General features: G+C 65.1%; 25 protein-coding genes. 13 read left to right on the forward strand and 12 right to left on the reverse strand.

Going from position 1 to position 22,116, the window contains the following annotated elements; translation table 11 throughout:
* Positions 1 to 72: 72 nt before the first annotated feature.
* From gap to ACE5CZ_RS08810, 5 genes are all read left to right on the forward strand, one after another.
* Complete coding sequence (gene gap / locus ACE5CZ_RS08790; RefSeq protein WP_374946950.1) at positions 73 to 1,080, forward strand: type I glyceraldehyde-3-phosphate dehydrogenase; 1,008 nt, start codon at positions 73 to 75, stop codon at positions 1,078 to 1,080.
* A gap of 15 nt (positions 1,081 to 1,095) precedes the next feature.
* A complete protein-coding gene (locus ACE5CZ_RS08795; RefSeq protein ID WP_374946951.1) occupies positions 1,096 to 2,307 on the forward strand; it encodes a phosphoglycerate kinase in 1,212 nt (403 codons plus the stop codon).
* Positions 2,301 to 3,101 (forward strand): triose-phosphate isomerase, encoded by an 801-nt coding sequence (tpiA, locus tag ACE5CZ_RS08800; protein ID WP_374946952.1) that lies wholly within the window; start codon positions 2,301 to 2,303, stop codon positions 3,099 to 3,101. Before ACE5CZ_RS08795 ends, tpiA begins: the two co-directional genes overlap by 7 nt.
* Positions 3,102 to 3,275: 174 nt before the next feature.
* Positions 3,276 to 3,527, forward strand: coding sequence for a preprotein translocase subunit SecG (gene secG, locus ACE5CZ_RS08805; RefSeq protein WP_055928680.1), 252 nt, complete (start codon positions 3,276 to 3,278; stop codon positions 3,525 to 3,527).
* A 10-nt stretch (positions 3,528 to 3,537) separates the two neighbouring features.
* On the forward strand, positions 3,538 to 3,900 hold the full coding sequence (locus ACE5CZ_RS08810) for an RNA polymerase-binding protein RbpA (RefSeq protein WP_301214066.1): 363 nt from the start codon (positions 3,538 to 3,540) through the stop codon (positions 3,898 to 3,900).
* A 108-nt stretch (positions 3,901 to 4,008) separates the two neighbouring features.
* Here the strand turns inward: ACE5CZ_RS08810 and pgl are convergent, their stop codons facing one another.
* From pgl to ACE5CZ_RS08845, 7 genes are all read right to left on the reverse strand, one after another.
* The gene (gene pgl, locus ACE5CZ_RS08815) at positions 4,009 to 4,779 is read right to left on the reverse strand and encodes a 6-phosphogluconolactonase (RefSeq protein ID WP_374946953.1); all 771 of its coding nucleotides are present in this window, start codon (positions 4,777 to 4,779) and stop codon (positions 4,009 to 4,011) included.
* 3 nt (positions 4,780 to 4,782) lie between these two features.
* Entirely contained in the window at positions 4,783 to 5,775 is a 993-nt protein-coding gene (locus ACE5CZ_RS08820; protein ID WP_374946954.1) for a glucose-6-phosphate dehydrogenase assembly protein OpcA, read from the reverse strand.
* Positions 5,772 to 7,313, reverse strand: coding sequence for a glucose-6-phosphate dehydrogenase (zwf, locus tag ACE5CZ_RS08825; protein WP_374946955.1), 1,542 nt, complete (start codon positions 7,311 to 7,313; stop codon positions 5,772 to 5,774). Before zwf ends, ACE5CZ_RS08820 begins: the two co-directional genes overlap by 4 nt.
* 18 nt (positions 7,314 to 7,331) lie before the next feature.
* Positions 7,332 to 7,469, reverse strand: coding sequence for a hypothetical protein (locus ACE5CZ_RS08830; RefSeq protein ID WP_374946956.1), 138 nt, complete (start codon positions 7,467 to 7,469; stop codon positions 7,332 to 7,334).
* Positions 7,470 to 8,582 (reverse strand): transaldolase, encoded by a 1,113-nt coding sequence (tal, locus tag ACE5CZ_RS08835; RefSeq protein ID WP_374946957.1) that lies wholly within the window; start codon positions 8,580 to 8,582, stop codon positions 7,470 to 7,472.
* A gap of 28 nt (positions 8,583 to 8,610) precedes the next feature.
* Positions 8,611 to 10,704, reverse strand: coding sequence for a transketolase (gene tkt / locus ACE5CZ_RS08840; RefSeq protein ID WP_374946958.1), 2,094 nt, complete (start codon positions 10,702 to 10,704; stop codon positions 8,611 to 8,613).
* Positions 10,705 to 10,927: 223 nt separating this feature from the next.
* Entirely contained in the window at positions 10,928 to 11,422 is a 495-nt protein-coding gene (locus ACE5CZ_RS08845) for a heme-degrading domain-containing protein (RefSeq protein ID WP_374946959.1), read from the reverse strand.
* Between the two features lie 105 nt (positions 11,423 to 11,527).
* Between ACE5CZ_RS08845 and ACE5CZ_RS08850 the strand changes: the two genes are divergently transcribed.
* On the forward strand, positions 11,528 to 12,448 hold the full coding sequence (locus ACE5CZ_RS08850) for a heme o synthase (protein ID WP_374946960.1): 921 nt from the start codon (positions 11,528 to 11,530) through the stop codon (positions 12,446 to 12,448).
* A 9-nt stretch (positions 12,449 to 12,457) separates the two neighbouring features.
* Here the strand turns inward: ACE5CZ_RS08850 and ACE5CZ_RS08855 are convergent, their stop codons facing one another.
* The gene (locus ACE5CZ_RS08855; protein ID WP_374946961.1) at positions 12,458 to 13,396 is read right to left on the reverse strand and encodes a heme A synthase; all 939 of its coding nucleotides are present in this window, start codon (positions 13,394 to 13,396) and stop codon (positions 12,458 to 12,460) included.
* 303 nt (positions 13,397 to 13,699) lie between these two features.
* On the opposite strand from ACE5CZ_RS08855, the gene sufB reads away from it, so the two are divergent.
* Genes sufB through ACE5CZ_RS08880 form a run of 5 tightly spaced genes read left to right on the forward strand, consistent with a single transcriptional unit; the run spans position 13,700 to position 17,752 of the window.
* Entirely contained in the window at positions 13,700 to 15,118 is a 1,419-nt protein-coding gene (sufB, locus tag ACE5CZ_RS08860; RefSeq protein ID WP_374946962.1) for a Fe-S cluster assembly protein SufB, read from the forward strand.
* Positions 15,119 to 16,318, forward strand: a complete 1,200-nt coding sequence (gene sufD, locus ACE5CZ_RS08865) for a Fe-S cluster assembly protein SufD (protein WP_374946963.1) — start codon at positions 15,119 to 15,121, stop codon at positions 16,316 to 16,318. It abuts the gene before it with no gap.
* Positions 16,319 to 16,320: 2 nt separating this feature from the next.
* Positions 16,321 to 16,650 carry a non-heme iron oxygenase ferredoxin subunit gene (locus ACE5CZ_RS08870; protein WP_374946964.1) on the forward strand — a complete coding sequence of 110 codons (330 nt, stop codon included), beginning with the start codon at positions 16,321 to 16,323 and terminating at the stop codon, positions 16,648 to 16,650.
* A gap of 2 nt (positions 16,651 to 16,652) precedes the next feature.
* Entirely contained in the window at positions 16,653 to 17,420 is a 768-nt protein-coding gene (sufC, locus tag ACE5CZ_RS08875; protein WP_374946965.1) for a Fe-S cluster assembly ATPase SufC, read from the forward strand.
* A gap of 2 nt (positions 17,421 to 17,422) precedes the next feature.
* Positions 17,423 to 17,752, forward strand: a complete 330-nt coding sequence (locus ACE5CZ_RS08880) for a metal-sulfur cluster assembly factor (protein ID WP_055781451.1) — start codon at positions 17,423 to 17,425, stop codon at positions 17,750 to 17,752.
* Between the two features lie 73 nt (positions 17,753 to 17,825).
* Here ACE5CZ_RS08880 and ACE5CZ_RS08885 read toward each other — a convergent pair whose 3' ends face one another.
* A complete protein-coding gene (locus ACE5CZ_RS08885) occupies positions 17,826 to 18,425 on the reverse strand; it encodes a biotin transporter BioY (RefSeq protein WP_374946966.1) in 600 nt (199 codons plus the stop codon).
* A gap of 155 nt (positions 18,426 to 18,580) precedes the next feature.
* Between ACE5CZ_RS08885 and ACE5CZ_RS08890 the strand changes: the two genes are divergently transcribed.
* Positions 18,581 to 20,179, forward strand: coding sequence for an ABC-F family ATP-binding cassette domain-containing protein (locus ACE5CZ_RS08890; RefSeq protein WP_374946967.1), 1,599 nt, complete (start codon positions 18,581 to 18,583; stop codon positions 20,177 to 20,179).
* Between the two features lie 18 nt (positions 20,180 to 20,197).
* On the opposite strand, the gene ACE5CZ_RS08895 is transcribed toward ACE5CZ_RS08890, so the two are convergent.
* The 3 genes from ACE5CZ_RS08895 to ACE5CZ_RS08905 are packed head-to-tail and all read right to left on the reverse strand — an operon-like array spanning position 20,198 to position 21,599.
* Positions 20,198 to 21,055 (reverse strand): SURF1 family protein, encoded by an 858-nt coding sequence (locus ACE5CZ_RS08895; protein ID WP_374946968.1) that lies wholly within the window; start codon positions 21,053 to 21,055, stop codon positions 20,198 to 20,200.
* Positions 21,052 to 21,309, reverse strand: coding sequence for a hypothetical protein (locus tag ACE5CZ_RS08900; protein ID WP_374946969.1), 258 nt, complete (start codon positions 21,307 to 21,309; stop codon positions 21,052 to 21,054). The genes ACE5CZ_RS08895 and ACE5CZ_RS08900 overlap by 4 nt, the downstream gene beginning before the upstream one ends.
* Positions 21,306 to 21,599 carry a DUF3099 domain-containing protein gene (locus tag ACE5CZ_RS08905; RefSeq protein WP_374946970.1) on the reverse strand — a complete coding sequence of 98 codons (294 nt, stop codon included), beginning with the start codon at positions 21,597 to 21,599 and terminating at the stop codon, positions 21,306 to 21,308. The genes ACE5CZ_RS08900 and ACE5CZ_RS08905 overlap by 4 nt, the downstream gene beginning before the upstream one ends.
* Before the next feature lie 114 nt (positions 21,600 to 21,713).
* Here ACE5CZ_RS08905 and ACE5CZ_RS08910 point away from each other — a divergent pair.
* On the forward strand, positions 21,714 to 22,116 hold a 403-nt coding region (locus ACE5CZ_RS08910), incomplete at its 3' end, for an SDR family NAD(P)-dependent oxidoreductase (protein ID WP_374946971.1).

Raw genomic sequence — 22,116 nt, forward strand, 5'->3', positions numbered from 1 at the left:
CCTGCGGCCCGGCACGCCCTCATTTTCAGCCACCCAGCCCCGCGGGGCCACACGATTCATGGAGAACTTCACGTGTCTGTAAAGATCGGTATCAACGGCTTCGGTCGTATCGGGCGTAACTACTTCCGCGCAGCCCTCGCCAAGGGCAGCGAGCTCGAGATCGTCGCGGTCAATGACCTCACCGACAACAAGGCCCTCGCGCACCTCCTCAAGTACGACACGATCTCAGGTCGTCTCGACGCCACGGTCGAACTCGATGGAGACAACATCATCGTCAACGGCAAGCCGATCCTCGTGCTGGCCGAGCGCGACCCCTCCGACCTTCCGTGGGCAGAACTGGGCGTCGACATCGTCATCGAGTCGACCGGCCGCTTCACGAAGTCCGACGATGCCCGCAAGCACATCACCGCCGGCGCCAAGAAGGTCATCGTCTCGGCCCCGGCGACGGGTTCAGACGTCGCGACCCTGGTTCTCGGCGTCAATGAGGGCACGTACGACTCCGCCGTCCACGACATCATCTCGAACGCGTCGTGCACCACGAACTGCCTCGCCCCGCTGGCCAAGGTCTTCATGGACAACTTCGGCATCGAGCGCGGCCTCATGACCACGGTTCACGCCTACACCGCAGACCAAAACCTCCAGGACGGCCCGCACAGCGACTTGCGCCGCGCCCGCGCCGCCGCCGCCAACATCATCCCGACGTCGACCGGTGCGGCCAAGGCCCTCGGCCTCGTCATCCCCGAGCTCGTCGGCAAGCTCGACGGCTACGCGCTGCGCGTGCCGGTCATCACCGGCTCGATCACCGACCTCACGGTCGAGACCAGCTCCACGGTCACCGTAGAACAGGTCAACGAGGCGTACAAGAAAGCCGCTGAAGGCGAGCTGAAAGGCATCCTGTCGTACACCGAGGACCCCATCGTCTCGAGCGACATCCAGGGTGACCCGCACTCGTCGATCTTCGATGCCGGCCTGACCAAGGTGATCGGCAACCAGGTCAAGATCGCTTCGTGGTACGACAACGAGTGGGGCTACTCCAACCGTCTCGTCGACATCACCGAGTACGTCGCCGACCGCCTGTAAATCGAGGAATCCACTGTGACTCTGCGCACTCTGGATTCGCTCGGCTCCCTTGCGGGAAAACGCGTCCTCGTTCGGTGCGACCTCAATGTTCCGTTGAAAGACGGGGTCATCACCGACGACGGACGCGTTCGAGCGTCTCTGGCAACCATCAACGCCCTGGTCAACCAGGGCGCACGGGTGATCCTCATTAGCCACCTCGGTCGACCCGAGGGCGCACCCGATCCCCAGTTCAGCCTGCAGCCGGTCGCCCAGCGACTGTCCGAACTGCTCGGCAAACCCGTCGCCTTCGCCGGCGACACGGTGGGCACGAGTGCTCGGGATGCTGTCGACTCCCTTGAAGACGGCGACGTCCTACTGCTCGAGAACCTGCGGTTCAACGCCGCAGAGACGAGCAAGAGCCCCGACGACCGATCGTCGTTCGCGGCCCGGCTCGCGGAGTTCGGCGACGCCTTCGTCTCCGACGGATTCGGAGTGGTGCATCGCAAGCAGGCGAGCGTCTACGAACTCGCATCCGCGCTTCCGAGCGCAGCAGGCCTGCTCATCGCCGCCGAACTCGACGTGCTCGAGAAGCTCACAGAGAGTCCGGCACGGCCCTACACTGTCGTGCTCGGCGGCTCCAAAGTTTCCGACAAACTCGGCGTCATCGGACATCTGCTTCCCAAGGTCGACACCCTGCTCATCGGTGGCGGCATGCTCTTCACCTTCCTGGCGGCCCAGGGCTTTCGCGTCGGTGGCAGCCTGCTCGAAAGCGATCAGATCGACACGGTCAAGGGTTATCTCGCCGAGGCGAAAGAGCGCGGCATCCGCATCGTTCTTCCCACCGATGTGGTCGTGGCATCGAAGTTCGGTGCAGACGCCGAGCACACCGTGACGAGTGCGCAATCGATCGAGGACACGCCGTTCGGCCAAAGCGGCCTCGGGCTCGACATCGGCCCCGAGACGGGCATCACGTTCGCACGCATCATCGAGGAGTCGAAGACGGTGTTCTGGAACGGCCCCATGGGCGTCTTCGAACTCGCGCCGTTCGCCGAGGGCACACGTGCAGTGGCCGACGCCCTGACCCGCGTCGACGGGCTCGGCGTGGTCGGTGGAGGAGACTCCGCCGCCGCCGTGCGGGCACTGGGCTTCTCAGACGAGCAGTTCGGTCATATTTCAACAGGTGGCGGTGCAAGCCTCGAGTTCCTCGAGGGCAAGCGTCTGCCCGGACTGGAGGTCCTCGGATGGTAAGTGCCGATCAGAAGCAGGGTAGAACGCCGCTCATCGCGGGCAACTGGAAGATGAACCTCGATCACCTTCAGGCGATCGCTTTCGTGCAGAAACTCGCATGGAGCTTGAAGGACGCGGCACACAACCACGCCGACGTCGAAGCGGCGATCTTTCCGCCCTTCACAGACCTGCGCAGTGTGCAGACGCTCATCTCTGCCGACAAGCTCGAGCTCGCGTACGGCGCACAAGACGTGTCACAGCACTCGAGCGGCGCCTACACCGGCGAAATATCGGGTTCCTTCCTGAAGCAGCTCGACTGCCGGTACGTCATCATCGGACACTCGGAGCGACGTACGCTGCACGCCGAGACCGACGAAGTCGTCGCCGCGAAAACGGCCGCGGCCATCTCGAGCGGCATTGTTCCCATCATCTGCGTCGGAGAGACGTCCGACGACCTCGAGAAGCACGGACCTTCCGCCGTGCCCGTCGCCCAGCTGACGGCAGCCTTGTCGTCGGTGCAGTCGGCATCCGATATCGTCGTGGCCTATGAGCCCGTCTGGGCGATCGGATCGGGGCAGGCGGCGACACCAGAGCAGGCCGAGGCCGTCTGTGCGGCACTGCGCTCCGTGCTCGAGACCACACTCGGCTCCGACGTGGCGGCGAAGACTCGAATCCTTTACGGAGGATCGGTCAAGTCGACGAACATCGGAGGCTTCATGAAGCAGCCGAACGTCGACGGCGCACTGGTCGGCGGCGCAAGCCTCGACTTGACCGAGTTCGCCAGCATCATCCGGTACCAGAAGCACGCCTTCTAAACGACAGCGCGTCGGGGGGGGGGGGGGGGGGCGGGGGGGCCCCCCGGGCGGGCGCCCCGGGGCCCCCCCACCCGCGTCGCTCCTCGTCATGGCGCGTCACATCGCCGATGTACAGGTATAATTGACGATGGTCTGGCTTCACACCGGTCGGCCGTCATTTTCGAGAGGCAATTCGTGCAGATCCTTCAGGTCGTTCTCCAGGTGCTGCTCGGTATCACGAGCCTCCTCCTGACCCTCCTCATCCTTCTCCACCGCGGTCGCGGCGGAGGCCTGTCAGATATGTTCGGCGGCGGAGTGACATCCAACCTCGGTGCCTCAGGTGTCGCAGAACGCAACCTCAACCGGATCACGGTGATCCTCGGACTCGTATGGGTCGTCTGCATCGTCGTTCTCGGCCTCATCACCAAATTCGACACCGGAATCTAGGAGAACCAGCATGGCTTCAGGCGGCAGTGCAATTCGTGGATCCCGGGTCGGCGCAGGCCCGATGGGCGAGCAGGATCGGGGCTTCCACGCCGATCGCATCAAGGTCTCCTACTGGGACGCGTTGGGCAACGAGACAGTCAAGTACTTCGCGGCCACCCTGCCCGAAGATGAGATTCCCGAAACCATCGACTGCCCGTCGTCGGGTCTGCCTGCGGGGCGCGACAAAGAGAACCCACCCTCGGTTGTCAAGCTCGAGCCCTACAAGACCCACCTGGCGTACGTCAAAGAGCGTCGCACCGAAGAAGAGGCGGCCCAGCTCCTCGAAGACGCACTGACGCAGCTTCGCGCACGACGGGGCACGGCCACCGCCTAGAGCTCGAGTTCAGCCGCACTCGTACGACAGACGCCCCTCGGCTTCTCTCCGATCATCGAGAAGATGATTGGGAGTAGACCGAGGGGCTTCTTGGTGTATTCGAGCCGGTCAGTAATACGTCGGGGTGATGAGGTATTCCGGCACCTCTGATGCCGCATCCTTGTCGACGAAGAAGACCGTGCGTCGTCGACCTTCGGCTCCGGCAACCGGAACCTCGTCGATACTGGCGCCCGCGAGAGCCAAGCCCAGGGCGGATGCCTTGTCTGCCCCGGCGAGGACGAGCCAGATGCGGTCGGAGGAACGGATGACGGGAAGCGTGAGGCTCAGTCGCTGCGGCGGCGGCTTGGGGGACTCCCGCACGGCCACCACGGTCGCATCGCTCACGCGAACCGCATCCTGTCCGGGAAACAACGAAGCGATGTGACCGTCTGGTCCGACACCCAAGAACGTGATGTCGAACGTGGGGTAGTCATGGCCGTCGCCCGCCTCGCGAAGCGCGCGCACATACACGGCCGCGGCCTCATCGATATCGGCGATCTCGTCGCTCGAGGGGAACGCGTGCACCTGGGCGGCAGGCACATCGATGTGGTCGAGGAGTGCTTCGCGCGCCTGCAGCTCATTGCGGTCGGGATCGTTTCTCGCAACGAAACGCTCGTCCCCCCACCAGAAGCTCACCCTGTTCCAATCGACACTGTCGCGGGCCGGCGAGGCATTGATGGCCGCGAGCACCGCCGTTCCGACAGAGCCACCCGTCAGAACGACGTTGACGGCATCCCGATCTTCGAGGAGGTCTATGGTCTTCGTGATGAATCGCGCCGCCACGGAACCCGACAGGGAAGCCTTGTCGGGATGGATCAGCACACGGCGTTCGTTCGTCATCGCTTAGCGCACCTCTGTTGTCGGGTGCGGGGCCCCGGGCGCAGAATCCGAATCGGGCTCGCCCAATTCGAGGACGCCCTGCGTGAGTACCTCACCGTAGAGGTCGTCTGGATCGAGCCGGCGCAATTCTTCTGCGAGGCAGTCCCGGAGGGACCGGCGGGGGAGTGCCAGGTCGTGAAGGGGCTGGTTGGGCTGAACAAGCGTCGCCACATTGGGAACGGAACGTTCGAGCTCGATGACACCCGACGACCGGGAGAGCTTGACCCCGTGGATGCCGCTCGACCCGTTGGCCCGCGAGGAGATTCCGTAGTCGACGGGCACCTCGAGCTGATGGCGCAACCAGGCGGCCAGCAGCAGGGTCGACGGCGAATCCGACGCGCCAGAGACCTCGATGGCCATAACCGGCTCGAAGGGGGGCTGGTCGAGCACTGCGGCGAGCTGGGCACGCCACAGCGTGAGCCTGGTCCAGGCGAAGTCCGTGTCGCCGGGCGAGTAGTTCTTCGACAGCGTGCGCAGGGTCTCGTTGGGGTTGGTGCTGTTCGACGAGTCAGTGATGCGACGCTGGGCGATACGGCCGAGATCGGATGTCGACGGAGATTCGGGCGCGTCGCCCGGCCACCACACGACCACCGGGGCGTCGGGCAGGAGCAGGCCCGTGACCAGGCCCTCCTCGTCGCTCGATGCGGCACCGTAGGCCTTAAGCAGGATGACCTCGCTCGCGCCGGCGTCGCCACCCACCCGGATCTGCGCATCCAACCTCGCACCGCGACCGGAGTTCACGCCGTCGTCGGCATCGGTCGACACGACGATGACCCTCATCGGGTGCTCGCGCGACGCGTCGTTAGCCGCCTCGATGGCGTCTTCCTCTTGGCCGAGGGCCGTGCGGATGACGAGGGTCAGGACTCGACCCAGCGCGACGGCGCCACCTTCTTCGCGGATCTTCACGAGGGCTTTGGAGACCTTGCTCGTGTTGGTATCGGGCAGATCGACGATCATGGCCGCCTCCAGGTTCTTCCGTCGCGGGCGAGCATCTCGTCTGCGGAGTCGGGGCCCCAGGTTCCGGGGCGGTACTGATCGGGCTGTCCCTGCGTCGTCCAGAACTCCTCGATCGGGTCCAGGATCTTCCAAGAGAGCTCGACCTCCTCCTGGCGAGGAAACAGTGGGGGGTCGCCGAGGAGGACATCGAGGATGAGACGCTCGTAGGCCTCGGGGCTCGCCTCGGTGAAGGCGTGTCCGTAGCCGAAGTCCATGGTCACGTCGCGAACCTGCATGCCCGCGCCCGGAACCTTCGAGCCGAACCGGATCGTCACGCCCTCGTCGGGCTGCACCCGGATCACGAGCGCGTTCTGGCCGAGCGCAGAGGTCTGGCTGTCGGCGAACAGGTACTGCGGCGCGCGTTTGAACACGACCGCGATCTCTGTCACGCGGCGACCGAGCCTCTTGCCGGCACGAAGGTAGAACGGAACGCCGGCCCACCGACGAGTGCCGATGTCGAGCCGCATCGCCGCATAGGTCTCGGTGAGGGACTCGGGATTCATGCCGTCTTCTTCGAGGAAGCCGGTCACCTTCTCGCCACCCTGCCAACCGCCGGCGTACTGTCCGCGAGCGGTGTGCTTGGCGAGGTCTTTCGGCAGTCTGATTGCCGCGAGCACCTTCTCTTTCTCTGCGCGCAAGTCGGCCGCGTTGAATGAGATGGGCTCTTCCATGGCCGTGAGCGCAAGGAGCTGAAGAAGGTGATTCTGGATGACGTCGCGTGCCGCGCCGATGCCGTCGTAGTAGCCGGCCCGGCCGCCCACGCCGATGTCTTCGGCCATCGTGATCTGCACGTGGTCGACGTAGTTCGCGTTCCAGATGGGTTCGTAGAGCTGGTTGGCGAAACGGAGCGCCAGGATGTTCTGGACCGTCTCCTTGCCGAGGTAGTGGTCGATGCGGAAGACCGAGTCGGGGGCGAAGACGGACTCGACGACGTCGTTCAGCTCTCGGGCCGTCTTCAGGTCGCTGCCGAACGGCTTCTCGATGACGACTCGGCGCCACTGCCCGTCTCGAGGGTGGGCGAGGCCCGATCGACGCAGCTGCTCGGTGACCAAGGGGAAAGCCTTCGGCGGCACCGAGAGGTAGAACGCGTAGTTTCCCATGGTGCCGCGTTCGGCATCGAGGGTGTCGATGGTCTGTTTCAGATGATCGAAGGCCTGATCGTCGCTGAATTCACCCGAGACGAAGCGGATACCTTCGGACAGCTGGCGCCACACGTCTTCATCGAACGGCGTGCGTGCGTACTCCTTGACGGCATCGTGCACCACGCGCTCGAAGTCCTGGTCCTCCCAGTCACGTCGCGCGAATCCGATCAGCGAGAATCCCGGCGGCAGCAGGCCGCGGTTTGCGAGATCGTAGACGGCCGGCATCAACTTCTTGCGCGACAGGTCGCCCGTCACGCCGAAGATCACGAGGCCGCTCGGGCCGGCGATTCGATTGAGTCGTCGGTCAGAGGCGATTCTGAGCGGATTGTATTCCGGAGTGATTTCTACCGGTGGCATGAAACTCCTTGAGACTTTCTAAATCAACGGGTCGCTTCGACGCTGGAACAGCGCGGAGAACTGGATGGGAACGGTGGGGGAGGGATCGGAGACGAAGTCCGGAACGACCCTCCCGGCAGCGGCGACGGCCACCGGCGAGAAGGTCGTTCCGAACACTCATTTAGAGGACTCGAGCGCCGTGGTGACCGTCTCAAGAAGTTCGTTCCACGACACGATGAACTTGTCGACACCCTCGGTCTCGAGCAGCTCGGTGACCTCGGCGTACGAGATGCCCTGGGCCGCGATGGCGTCGAGTACCTTATTGGCCGCGGCGTACGAACCGGTGATGGTGTCCCCGGTGATCACACCGTGGTCGAAGGTCGCGTCGAGCGTTTTCTCGGGCATCGTGTTGACGACCTCCGGGGCGACGAGCTCGGTGACATAGGTCGTGTCGGGCACGGCCGGGTCTTTGACGCCGGTGGATGCCCACAGCGGCCGCTGCTTGTTGGCTCCGGCAGCGAGGAGACCGGCTGCGCGCTCGGTCGAGAACGCCTGCTCGTAGACCTCGTAGGCGAGCTGAGCGTTCGCAACGCCCGCTTTGCTCTTCAGCGCAAGGGCCTCATCGGTGCCGATCGCGACGAGCCGCTTATCGATCTCGGTGTCGACGCGCGACACGAAGAACGAGGCGACACTGTGGATCTTCGACAAATCGACGCCGTCGGCCTTGGCGCGCTCGAGGCCCGTCAGGTAGGCGTTGATGACATCGCGGTAGCGAGCGAGGCTGAAGATCAGTGTGACGTTGACGCTGATTCCCGCCGCGATGGTCTCGGTGATGGCTTCGAGGCCCGCGATCGTCGCCGGGATCTTGATCAGCACGTTCTCTTTAGCGACCTTGTCGAAGAGTTCCTTGGCCTGCTTCGTGGTGCCCGCGGCGTCGTTCGCCAGGCCCGGCTCGACCTCGATCGACACGCGGCCATCGAAGCCGTCTGTGGCGTCGTAGAGCGGACGGAAGATGTCGCATCCGTTGGCGACGTCGTGTGTGGTGATCTCGAACACGGCCTCGGTGACGTTCTTGCCGGCCTTGGCCAGTTCGGCGACCTGTGCGGCGTACGACTCGCCGTTCGTGAGTGCGGCCGCGAAGATCGACGGGTTTGTGGTGACCCCGACGACGTTCTTCTCGGCGATCAGCTTCTCGAGGCCGCCGGAGGTGATGCGCTCGCGCGACAGGTCGTCGAGCCAGATGCTGACGCCGGCTGCAGAGAGCTGGGCGGTGGGGGTTGTATCGGTCATGAAAGTACTCCTAGAAGATTCGTGTGGTCTAGAGCGACGAGATCGAGAGCTTTGCAGCCTCGATGGCGTGCTCCGTGGTGATGCCGAACTCGCGGAACAGCGTCTGGTAGTCGGCGGATGCGCCGAAGTGCTCGATCGACACGCTCGTGCCGTGGTCTCCCACGTAGGAGCGCCAGGTCAGGTCGAGCCCGGCCTCGATGGACACGCGGGCCGTGACCGACGCCGGAAGCACCGACTCGCGGTATTCGGCGCTCTGCTCCTCGAACCATTCGAGGCTCGGCGCCGACACGACGCGGGCGTTGATGCCCTCGTTCTTGAGCAGCTCGCGCGCCTCGACGGCGATCTGAACCTCGGACCCGGTCGCGATGAAGATGACGTCGGGCGTGCCGTTCGGGGCCTCGGCCAGCACATAGGCACCCTTGGCGACGTTCTTCGCAGAGGCGAATGTCTCACCGGTCGCGTCGCCCTCGCCACGCTCGAACACCGGAATGTTCTGGCGGGTCAGCGCGAGTCCTGCTGGCCCGTTTCGGCGCTCGAGGATGGTCTTCCAGGCGTAGGCGACCTCGTTGGCGTCACCGGGACGCACGATGTCGAGGCCCGGGATGGCCCGCAGCGTGGCGAGCTGCTCGATCGGCTGGTGGGTCGGTCCGTCTTCGCCGAGTGCCACGGAGTCGTGGGTCCAGACGTAGATCGCCGGTGACTTCATGAGGGCGGCGAGTCGAACGGCCGGGCGCATGTAGTCACTGAAGATGAGGAAGGTGCCGCCGAACGGGCGCGTGTTGCCGTGCAGCACGATCCCGTTGAGGATCGCGCCCATCGCGTGCTCCCGGATGCCGAAGTGCAGCACCCGGCCGTAGGGATTTCCTGTCCACTCGTGCGTGGAGTGCTCGGCGGGAATGAAGGACGCACCCGACTCGATCGTCGTGTTGTTCGACTCGGCGAGGTCGGCGGAACCACCCCAGAACTCGGGCATGATGGGCGCGATGGCGTTGATGACCTTGCCGGATGCGGCGCGAGTGGACACGGCCTTGCCCGCTTCGAACACGGGCAGGGCTTCTTCAAGGCCCTCGGGCACGTCGCCGGACAGGACGCGGTCGAGGAGCACCTTCTTCTCGGGGTTGGCAGCGGCCCAGGCGTCGAAGGTCTGGCTCCACGCGGCGTGCTCGGCCTGGCCGCGCTCGACGGCGCTCCGGGTGTGTGCGATGACCTCGTCGGCGACCTCGAAGCTCTGCTCGGGGTCGAAGCCCAGAACCTCCTTGAGGCCCTTCAGCTCGTCGGCTCCCAGGGCCGAGCCGTGGATCTTGCCGGTGTTCTGCTTCTTCGGCGACGGCCATCCGATGATGGTCTTGAGGATGATGAGCGAGGGCTTGTCCGTGACGGCCTTCGCGGCTTCGATGGCGTCGAAGAGTGCCTCGACGTCTTCGACGTATTGACCGGTCTTCTTCCAGTCGACGACCTGGACGTGCCAGTGATAGGCCTCGTAGCGGGCCCGCACGTCTTCGGTGAAGGCGATGTTGGTGTCGTCTTCGATCGAGATCTGGTTGCTGTCGTAGATGGCGACGAGGTTGCCGAGCTGCTGGTGACCGGCGAGCGACGATGCTTCGCTCGTAATGCCCTCCTGCAGGTCGCCGTCGCCGGCGATCGTGTAGATGAAGTGGTCGAACGGGCTGGTGCCCGCATCGGCCTCGGGGTCGAAGAGACCGCGCTCGAAGCGGGACGCGTAGGCGAAGCCGACGGCGGAGGAGAGGCCCTGGCCGAGGGGGCCGGTCGTGATCTCGACGCCGTCTGTGTGGCCGTACTCGGGGTGGCCGGGGGTGAGCGAGCCCCAGGTGCGCAGCGCCTTGAGGTCGTCGAGCTCGAGTCCGTAGCCGCCGAGGTAGAGCTGGATGTACTGGGTGAGCGAGCTGTGGCCGACCGACAGGATGAAGCGGTCACGGCCGATCCACTCGTTGTCGCTCGGGTCGCGCCGCATGATCTTCTGGAAGAGGAGGTACGCGGCGGGGGCGAGGCTGATGGCCGTTCCCGGATGCCCGTTTCCTACCTTCTCGACGGCGTCTGCCGCGAGAACCTTCGCCGTGGATACGGCCTGGTCGTCAATGGGAGTCCATTGGAATGATGCCACGAGGAATAAGCCCCTTCTCAGTTGCAGGCGGACAGATTTGCCCGTCAGGCGCCGTGATGTGAATCGGCAGCAGGGAGAACCGAGTGAGAGACCGGCGAATGAGGGCCGCCACACGGTACGTGTTCGGCACAGTGGGACATGGCTTCTCCGCAAGAAAGACACGCAGGAAACACCGACTGCTGTGTCGCCGCTTCAAGTATAGGGAATCGCGCGGTGCGTGGAACTACCCCTCGACAAACTCGCGCAGGGCTGAAACCACCAGATCGTGGTCGTCGATCTGGGGGAGACCCGAGACGGTGACGACCGCAACGACGCCCGTGCCCCTGACCGTTATTGGGAAGCCGCCGCCGTGGGCCGCGTACGCCGTCTGATCGAACCAATCCTCGTCCTCGATGCGCTTACCCGCGATCTTGGGCCGCGTGCCCAGCAGCAGCGAGGGGATGCCGTAGCGCTCGACGGCGCTCGACTTGCGTGCGATCCAGACGTCATTGTCGGCCTGGGCTCCCTCGAGGGCCACGTGAAAGAGAATCTGGGCGCCGCGCCGGATGTCGATGGCGATCGGCAGGGTGCCTTGCGTCCCCGTGCGTACGAGGATCAGGCCGAGCCTCAGCGCGTCCGACGGCCCGAACGAGTCGAGCTGCAGCTCGGAAACCTCCTCTTCGATTCGTGCGGCGAGGCGGGCGTATTCCTCGGGGGTGCTGGGCTCGGTAGCGGTCATGTCGATCACGGTATCGCCTCCGACCGAGCCTCGAGAACCGATCGCCTAGACTGATTCACAGATCGCGCGCGCCCTGCGTGGGGCCTGAAAACAGTTTGAGGAGCAATGGACGTCGCTGTAGAGGGCCGCACAGAGAAGCGGCGGATCAGCCTGTCGACCAAGGCGAAGGCCTACGTCGCCCTGACGAAGCCCCGGGTCATCGAGCTGCTGCTCGTGACGACCGCGCCAGTGATGATCCTGGCCCAGAACGGCATTCCTGACCTGTGGCTCGTCGTTGCAACCCTCATCGGGGGCGCCCTCAGCGCCGGCAGCGCCGGAGCGTTCAACTGCTATATCGACCGCGACATCGACCGCGTGATGAAGCGCACCCAGGGCCGGCCCCTGGTCACCGGCGAGCTGAGCGACCGCGAGGCCCTCGTCTTCGCGTGGGTCATCGGCGTCGCATCCATCGTCTGGCTGGCTGTATTCGCCAACCTTCTGGCGGCGGCGCTGTCACTCGTCGCGATCCTGCTCTACGTCTTCCTCTATACCGTGTGGCTGAAGCGCCGCACCTCGCAGAACATCGTGTGGGGCGGCATCGCCGGCTGCATGCCGGTGCTCATCGGCTGGGCCGCCGTCACCGACTCGCTGAGCTGGACCCCGTTCGTCCTCTTCGGCGTGATCTTCTTGTGGACGCCCCCGCACTACTGGCCGCTGTCGATGAAGTACCGCGACGAGTACAAGGCGGCCAACGTGCCGATGCTCGCGGTCGTGCGAGGTCGGGCCGTCGTCGGGCTGCAGACGATCCTCTACGCGTGGGCCACGGTCGCCTGTTCGCTGCTCCTCATTCCCGTCGCACCCATGGGAGTCGTCTACAGCGTCGTGGCGCTCGGTTCGGGCGCCTGGTTCATCTACGAGACGCACCGCCTCTACAACCGGGCCATCCACGGGCACGAGGTCAAGCCGATGCGGGTCTTCCACGCGTCGATCAGCTACCTGACGCTCGTCTTCCTCGCGGTCGCCATCGATCCGCTTCTGCCGTTCTAAGCCGCGGCTCTAGCGAACGACTGCGACCTCGCGGCAATCCTCGACCACCGAGCGGGTCGAGCCCGACGTGCGCAGCGAGAGGACGAGTGCCGTCATCGCCGCGACGAGCAGCGCGGCCAGCACCATGTGGACGCCGACGAGCAGCGGCGGCAGGCCGAGTCGTGCCTGTGCCAGTCCGACGGCGACCTGCACGGCCTCGACGGCCAGGAGCGTGAGCGCCCAGCGGGTGACGCCGAGCCCGCCGAAGACGGACGCCACCACCAGCACGGCGGTGAGGCCCACCAGTACATAGGCCGGCCAGCTATGGAAGTGCTGCAGCAGTTCGGCATCGAGGCCGTTGCGCGGCGTCTTCTCGTCGCCCGCGTGCGGGCCGGATCCCGTGGTCAGGATGCCGACGACCACGGTGATCGCGACGAACAGCGAGGCACAGTGGGCGACGACGAGATACCAGAGGGGTGCCGAGCGTCGGGCTACACGTGGCCCGCGGTATACCCGGTAGACGAGGATCGTCGCGTTGACGACGAGCAGGATAGAGATCACGAAATGGAACCCGACGATGAACGGGTTCAACCCGGTCAACACCGTGATGCCGCCGATGACGGCCTGGAGCGGGATCGACAGCCCCTGCAGGAGGGTGAGCACGAACAGGTCCCGGCGCTCCCTCCAGTTGCGCACGACGGCGAGGAACACCGCGATGACGATGATTGCGAGAACGAAGGTGAGCATGCGGTTCGCGAACTCGATCACGCCGTGGATGCCCATCTCGGGCGTCGACACGAACGACGACTCGGTGCAGCGCGGCCAGGTGGGGCAGCCCAGTCCGGATCCCGTGAGTCGAACCGCGCCCCCCGTGCCGATCAGCACCACCTGGAACGCCAGCGAGAGCCAGGCCAGAACGCGCACGGGGCGGCTGACGGAGACGGGCAGGAGTGCGATGAGTCGCTTCACGGCGGGGATGTTCCTTGTCAAGACTTGTCGACGAAAAGGCCCGCGACCTACTATCCGACAGGCATTGCCTGTAGAATTCGAAAGTTGTAGAAATCCGCGTTCGAACGCGTTTTGCGCATAAAGCCCAGCGTTGGGCGGGGCTCGCGCCCCCAGACCTCAGTACATTCTAAGTACGGGTGTTCTCCCCACGAGAACGTGATCAGGCAATCATTTCGGTGATCCGTGCCGAAGTCACATAAATACCTCGGTCTGGAATGCCTGCCGCTGCGTGCGGGTTGAGATCAACGAGGAAGGGAGAAAGTCATGTCTGACGTATTGATCGACCGTCCAGAACTCGAAAACCTGGGGGTTTACGAATTCGGTTGGTCCGACTCCGATGCGGCGGGTGCCGTCGCGAAACGCGGGGTCGACGCCGGCGTCGTCTCGGGCATCTCCGCCCTCAAGAGCGAACCCGAATGGATGCTCAAGAACCGTCTGAAGGGTCTCCAGCTCTTCGAGCGCAAGCCGATGCCCACCTGGGGCGCCGACCTCTCCGGAATCGACTTCGACAACATCAAGTACTTCGTGCGCTCGACCGAGAAGCAGGCGACCACCTGGGACGACCTGCCCGACGACATCAAGAACACGTACGAACGCCTCGGCATCCCCGAGGCCGAGCGCCAGCGCCTCGTCTCCGGCGTCGCGGCCCAATACGAGTCCGAGGTCGTCTACCACACGATCCGTGAAGACCTCGAGGCCCAGGGCGTCATCTTCATGGACACCGACACGGCGCTCCGTGAGCACCCCGAATTCTTCACCGAGTACTTCGGCACGGTCATCCCGGCCGGCGACAACAAGTTCGCCGCCCTCAACACCGCCGTGTGGTCGGGAGGATCGTTCGTCTACGTTCCCAAGAACGTGCACGTCGAGATCCCACTGCAGGCCTACTTCCGCATCAACACCGAGAACATGGGCCAGTTCGAGCGCACGCTGATCATCGCCGACGAGGGCAGCTACGTGCACTACATCGAGGGCTGCACCGCTCCGATATACACGTCCGACTCCCTGCACTCGGCCGTCGTCTATATCATCGTCAATAAGAACGCCCGCGTTCGCTACACGACGATCCAGAACTGGTCGAACAACGTCTACAACCTCGTGACCAAGCGCGCAATCGCGCACGAGGGCGCCACCATGGAGTGGATCGATGGCAACATCGGTTCGAAGGTCACCATGAAGTACCCGTCGATCTACCTGGTCGGCGAGCACGCCAAGGGCGAGACGCTCTCGGTGGCCTTCGCGGGCCCGGGCCAGCACCAGGACGCCGGCGCCAAGATGATCCACATGGCGCCCTACACCCAGTCGTCCATCGTCTCGAAGTCCATCGCGCGCGGTGGCGGGCGCGCAGGCTATCGCGGAGAAGTGCGCATGGCCGAGAATGCACACCACTCGGCCAACACAGTGCGCTGCGATGCCCTGCTCGTCGACACCAAGTCGCGCTCCGACACCTACCCGGCCATCGACATCCGGGTCGACGACGTGCAACTCGGCCATGAGGCCACTGTCTCGCGTGTCAGCGAAGAGCAGCTCTTCTACCTCATGAGCCGCGGCCTGCCCGAAGACGAAGCTATGGCCATGATCGTGCGTGGCTTCATCGAACCGATCGCCCGCGAACTCCCCATGGAGTACGCACTCGAACTCAACAAGCTCATCGAGATGGGCATGGAAGGCAGTGTCGGCTAGATGTCCGCAGCAGTTTCAGCGAACACCGGTCTCATCGAGACAGAACAGCACGGCCTGAAGGCACACTCCGACGGCGGCGACGCCTATGTGCCGGTTCAATCGAGGGCGGAACGCTTCACATCGACCTCGGTCGACGACTTCGAGAAAGTCACCGGACACGAGCTCGAGTGGAAGCTCACCCCTATCGCCCGTATCGCATCGCTCATCGAAGGCGAGCTCGACGGCTCCGTTCCGACACTCGAGTTCAGTGACACCTCGGGCGTCACGGCGACGTGGGTCGAGCGTACGGATGCGCGAATCGGCACGGCCGGCGCTCCCGAAGAGCGGGCCAGCGCCAACGCCTGGTCGTCATTCGAGAAGGCTCTCGCCATCGACGTTTCGGGTGAAGAACCGGTCGAATTCGTCGTGAGCCGCGACGGCACGGATTCGACTCCTCGAGCCGGCCACACCGTCATCACCGCCGCGCCCTTCAGCCGCGGCCTCGTCATCCTCACGAACTCGGGCGACGCCCAGCTGACCGAGAATGTCGAGATCGTCGTCGGCGACCAGGCCATGCTCACCGTCGTCACGGTTCAAGAATGGAACGACGAGAGCAATCACCTGGCGAGCCACTTCGCCCGGGTGGGCCGCGACGCGCGGCTTCGCCACATCGTGGTCAGCCTCGGTGGTGGCGTCGTGCGGGTCAACCCGTCGATTCACCTCGACTCGACCGGCGCCGACGCCAGCGCGTTCGGCCTCTACTTCGCCGACGCCGGACAGCACCTCGAGCAGCGCGTCTACGTCAACCACGTGGCGGCTCAAACCAAGAGCCGCGTCAAGTACAAGGGCGCTCTTCAGGGCGCCACGGCCCGCTCGGTCTGGGTCGGCGACGTGCTGATCGGCCCGCATGCCACGGCTACCGACAGCTACGAGGAGAACCGCAACCTGGTTCTTTCAGAGGGCCCCCGCGCCGACTCCATCCCCAACCTCGAGATCGAGACCGGAGACATCTCGGGCGCCGGGCACGCATCCTCGACCGGCCGGTTCGACGACGAGCAGCTCTTCTACCTGCAGTCCCGCGGCATCCCCGAAGACGAGGCCCGGCGCCTCGTCGTTCGCGGATTCCTGGCCGAGATCGTCGCGCAGATCGGCTCCGCCGAGCTCGAGGCGCACCTGTCCGCGGCCATCGAAGCCGAGCTCAGCGAAGCGCAGGGATACTGACCATGGCCGCAGAACTCATCTGCTCGATCGACGACCTCACCCCGAACGAGGCGGTTCGCGTCGTCATCGACGGCGTCGCCATCGCCCTGGTGAAAGATTCGTCGGGCCAGTGCCACGCCATCGGCGACACGTGCACGCACGGCGACATCTCGCTCGCCGAGGGCTTCGTCGAGAGCGACACGCTCGAGTGCTGGGCCCACGGCTCCAAGTTCTCGCTGGTGACCGGCAAGCCCCTCACCCTTCCGGCCTTCGAGCCCGTCCCCGTGTACGAACTCACCATCGTCGACGGTGAGGTCTACATCGACCCGACCAAAACGAAAGAGATTGTGTAGCCATGTCGAATCTTGAGATCCGCGATCTCCACGTCAGCGTGCAGACCGAACAGGGAACCAAGCAGATTCTGAAGGGCGTCGACCTGTCGATCGGCGAAGGCGAGACCCACGCGATCATGGGCCCGAACGGTTCCGGCAAGTCCACCCTCGCCTACGCCATTGCCGGCCACCCCAAGTACGCCGTCGAAAGCGGCTCCGTGAAGCTCGACGGCGAAGAGGTGCTCACCATGACGGTCGACGAGCGCGCCCGTGCCGGCCTGTTCCTCGCCATGCAGTACCCCGTAGAGATTCCCGGCGTGAGCGTGTCGAACTTCCTCCGCACCGCGAAGACCGCCATCGATGGCGCCGCTCCACCCATCCGGGGCTGGATCAAAGACCTCGACTCCTCCATGTCGCAGCTGCGCATGGACAAGTCGTTCCGGGAGCGAAACGTGAACGAGGGATTCTCGGGCGGCGAGAAGAAGCGCAACGAGATCCTCCAGCTCGAGCTGCTCAAGCCCAAGTTCGCCGTGCTCGACGAGACCGACTCCGGTCTCGACGTCGACGCCCTGAAGATCGTCTCGGAGGGTGTCAACCGCGCCAAGGCGAACACCGGTCTCGGCATCCTGCTCATCACGCACTACAACCGCATCCTCAAATACATCCAGCCCGACTTCGTGCACGTCTTCGTCGCGGGCAGGGTCGTCGAGCAGGGGGGGCCCGAACTGGCCGTGCGCCTCGAGAACGAGGGCTATGACCGGTTCCTCTCGAACGTGAACGTCGGCTCGTAGACATGGCGTCGACACTCACACCGCAGCGCTTCGACGAGATCGAAGACAAGCTGAAAGACGTCATGGACCCGGAACTCGGGGTCAACATCGTCGACCTCGGCCTGATCTACGATCTCGCGTGGGACGATGAGAACGACGCGCTGCTGATCAGCATGACCCTGACTAGCGCCGGCTGCCCGCTCACCGACGTGATTGAAGAGGAGACCGCACAGGCCCTCGACGGCACGGTAGAGCAGTTCCGCATCAACTGGGTCTGGATGCCGCCGTGGGGACCGGAGAAGATCACCGACGACGGCCGCGAGATGATGCGGGCGCTCGGATTCTCGATGTAGTTCCCGTTTCTTGCGAAAGGCCCCCTCCACAGCCGTGGAGGGGGCCCGTTCGTGTGAATACCGGTACGGAGAACTAGACCTGCTTGTTCGTCGTGCGAGAGCTGAGCTTCCAGGCGAGCGGCAGGATGCCCGCCGCCAGCAGCGCCTTGATCGCGCCGCCCATCAGAAACGGGTACAGACCGGAGGCGAGGGTCTGCTCCAGGGTGAGGCCGAGGGATGCCGCAAGCCAGGGAAGGCCGACGGCGAACGTCACGAGGGTTCCCGCAGACATGGAGACGAACGCGCCCAGCACGCGGCGGTCCCAGGTGCGCTGGGCGAGCCAGCCGGTCAGCGCCGCCGCCGCTATGAAACCGACGATGTAACCGCCGGTCGGCCCGGCGAGAACGCCCCGGCCCGAGCTCGCATCGCTGAACCAGGGCAGGCCGGCAACGCCCAGCGCGAGGTAGAGAACCATCGAGAGCGCACCGCGTCGGGCGCCGAGCGTGCTGCCCACCAGAATGACGGCGAGCGTCTGGCCTGTGATCGGCACGGGATGCAGGGGGACGACGACTTGGGCGAGCACCCCCGTTAGTGCCGCGCCGGCACCGATCAGAACGAGGTCGGTCGTCAGCGACCGGGCGAAGAGCCGGTCGGCGAGGGTCGGGCGCGATGCGGCCAGGGTGATAGACGACACAGGCGAACTCCTGAGGGAATGTGGGGAACACGGGGTGTGTTGAAACGGATGCGCAGACGCACTGAGAAAACGGCGCCCGCTTTCGGATTTATACTATTGCTACCTCCCCCCAAACCCCCGTTGTGGAAACACGACATTAGAAATGGATTCTGCCTGTGCTCAATGTTCAAGACCTCGAACTCAGGGTCGGTGCACGGGTACTGATGCAAGACGTCTCATTCCGAGTCGCAGACGGTGACAAGATCGGCCTCGTCGGCCGCAACGGCGCGGGCAAGACGACACTGACGAAGGTATTGGCGGGGGAGCAGCTCTCGAACGGAGGCAAGGTCGAGCGCAGTGGCGAGATCGGCTATCTCCCACAGGACCCGCGCTCGGGCAACCCCGAAGACCTCGCCCGCACGCGCATCCTCGATGCTCGCGGGCTCGGCCAACTCGTGCTCGGCATGCAGCTGGCCACCACCGACATGGGCAGCTCCGACCCCAAGGTCAGCGCCGCGGGCATGACCACGTACGGCAACCTCACCGATCGGTTCCTCGCGCTCGGCGGATACGCGGCCGAGGCCGAGGCCGCGTCGATCGCATCGAACCTGAATCTGCCCGACCGAATCCTCGACCAACCGCTGTCGACCCTGTCGGGCGGACAGCGCCGACGCATCGAGCTCGCCCGCATCCTGTTCTCGGATGCCCGCACGCTGATCCTCGATGAGCCCACGAACCACCTCGACGCCGACAGCGTCGTCTGGCTGCGCGAGTTCCTCAAGAACTACTCCGGCGGATTCATCGTGATCAGCCACGACATCGAACTGGTCGGCGAGACGGTGAACCGGGTCTTCTACCTCGACGCCAACCGTCAGGCCATCGACGTCTACAACATGAACTGGAAGAACTACCTTCGCCAGCGCGCGGCCGACGAGGAGCGCCGCAAGAAGGAGCGCGTCAACGTCGAAAAGAAGGCGTCGGTCCTTCAGCTCCAGGCCGCGAAGTTCGGCGCCAAGGCGTCGAAGGCGGCGGCCGCCCACCAGATGGTGGCTCGCGCAGAGAAGATGCTGTCGGGCCTCGAAGAAGTGCGTGCCGTCGACCGGGTGGCCAAACTGCGCTTCCCGACACCCGCACCGTGCGGCCGAACCCCGCTCATGGCATCCAACCTCTCGAAGAGCTACGGCTCGCTCGAGATCTTCGCCGCGGTCGACCTGGCCATCGACCGCGGATCGAAGGTCGTCATCCTCGGACTGAACGGTGCCGGCAAGACCACACTCCTGCGCATTCTCGGCGGTGCCGATACGCCCGACACGGGCCAACTCGAGCCGGGCCACGGCCTGCGGATCGGCTACTACGCCCAGGAGCACGAGACCATCGACGTGAAGCGCAGCGTGCTCGAGAACATGGTGTCGTCGTCGCCGAACATCACCGAGATGGAAGCGCGTCGGGTGCTCGGCTCGTTCCTCTTCACGGGTGACGATTCGCACAAGCCGGCCGGCGTGCTCTCGGGCGGCGAGAAGACACGTCTCGCCCTGGCGATGATCGTGGTCTCCGGCGCGAACGTGCTGTTGCTCGATGAGCCCACCAACAACCTCGACCCCGCCAGCCGCGAGGAGATCCTCGACGCCCTGGCGCACTACGAAGGCGCCGTGGTCCTGGTCAGCCACGACGAGGGCGCCGTCGAGGCGCTCAACCCCGAACGCGTGCTCATTCTGCCCGACGGGGTCGAAGACCACTGGAACAAGGACTACGCCGACCTGATCTCGCTGGCGTAGAGCCTCCGAGCGGTCGCGTCACCGCTGGTGGGTGCGCGCGGCTCGTTCGACGAGTTCGTCTTCGATGTCGTTGTCGGACTTGGCTTTGGCTCGCCGTCGACGCTCACGATCGGCCGCCCGCTCTTTCTCGTCGGGGTCGTCGACGTTCTGCAGCCGGAACTCCTGCCGTGCTGCGTACCCGAGGCCGACGAATCCCAGCAGGGCGAAGACGAACCACTGGAACGCGTACGACAGATGCGGGCCCTCGTCCTCCGGCGGGCGTACTGCGAGCGTTCCCGTCTCGGCCGAGGGCGACTCGCTGGCCAGGGCGCCATACGCACCCGTGTAGGTCGGCGCATCCATCCTCTTCGCGATCATCGTCAGGTCGATAGACGGAATCTCGCCCTCGGCCGCCTTGCGCCCGTCGAGGGTCGGTTCGCCGGCCTTGAGCCTGGCTACGACGGTCACCTCGCCCCGGGGAGCGTCGGGCACGACATCGGGCGTGTCCTGCAGCTGCCCGGTCGGCAGCCAGCCGCGATCGACGATGACGACGTCGCCGTCGTCGAGACGGAACGGCACGAGGAGCTCGAACCCGGGTTGCCCGCCGAGAGGACGATTGCGCACGAGCAGCTGTTCATCGCTGAGATAGCGGCCCGTCAGGGATACGGTGCTCCACGTGTCGTCTGCGTCGAAGGAGTCGAGGTCGGCGAGCACGTCATCGATGGGGCGGGGCGCGGCGTCGTAGTTCGCGGCGACCCTGGTGTTCTCGGCCACCGCGCCAGCCCGACGCGCGAGTTGCCAGAATCCGAGCAGCACGCAGACCAGCGCGAAGATCACGGTGACGGCCAGGTAGCCGCCCCAGCGCGAGCTCGCCAGGAACCGCCAGCCGGTGTTCACGCGCGGCCCATCGCATCCACGGGGCCTGTGGTCGCGGCACCCGGGCCGTCATCGGCGATCACGTCGAGCGGAAAATCTCGCGCGGCGAGGAACTCGCGCAAGAAGTCGACGTGCTCAGTGCAGGCGAGCCAGATCTTGCGGCGGCTCTCGTCATGGATCTTCGGATTGCGCCACTCGATGCGCCACGCGGATGCCTCGCGACAGCCCGCGCGGGAGCACACGGAGCCGGACGGCTCGAGGCCGAGACCGATCATTCCGGACGACCGCCGAAATCGCGGGGCGGGCGAGCACCCGGAATAGCAACGACACCGCCAGGACGGTTCACGACCGACTTCGTGGGGGAGCCGACGTTGGCGAGGACGACCGCGAAGTACGGCAGTACGATGGCGCCGATCGCGGGCAGGATGAGCCACCAGCCATGCAGGAACAGCATCAGCACGATGCAGACGACGCGGATGCTCATGGCGATGCCGTACTTGATCATGCGCGTGTGGCGCTCGTCGCCCGGCGATGGCGGGAGATCGGTGATCGACTGCTGTTTCATGGGCTCGTCTGCTCGGGTCGATGGGCCGGAAGGCTGCTCTAAGCCTACGCCGCGAAACCACCTCCTATGCTGGTACGGGCCAGTGATCCACGCCCCGCACCGAAGGACTCGTACATGACGACAGCTCGCACCGTACTCATCACCGGAGGAAACCGAGGAATCGGCTACTCGCTTGCCGAGGAGTTTCTCGCCCAGGGGCATCGAGTGGCCGTGACGGCCCGATCGGGCGAGGGCCCGGAAGGCAGTCTCACGGTGCTGGCAGACGTGACGGATGCGGAATCCATCGACCGCGCATTCTCCGAGGTCGAGTCCGCCCTCGGCCCCGTGGAGGTGCTCGTCGCCAACGCGGGCGTCACGAAGGACACGCTCCTGCTGCGCATGTCGGAAGACGACTTCACCTCGGTCATCGACACGAACCTGTCAGGGTCTTTCCGCGTGATCAAGCGCGCATCGAAGGGCATGTTGAAGGCCCGCTTCGGCCGTATCATCCTGATCTCGAGCGTCGTCGGCCTCTTCG

Origin of the sequence: Agreia sp. (assembly GCF_964263775.1) — a bacterium.
Classification (GTDB): domain Bacteria; phylum Actinomycetota; class Actinomycetes; order Actinomycetales; family Microbacteriaceae; genus Agreia.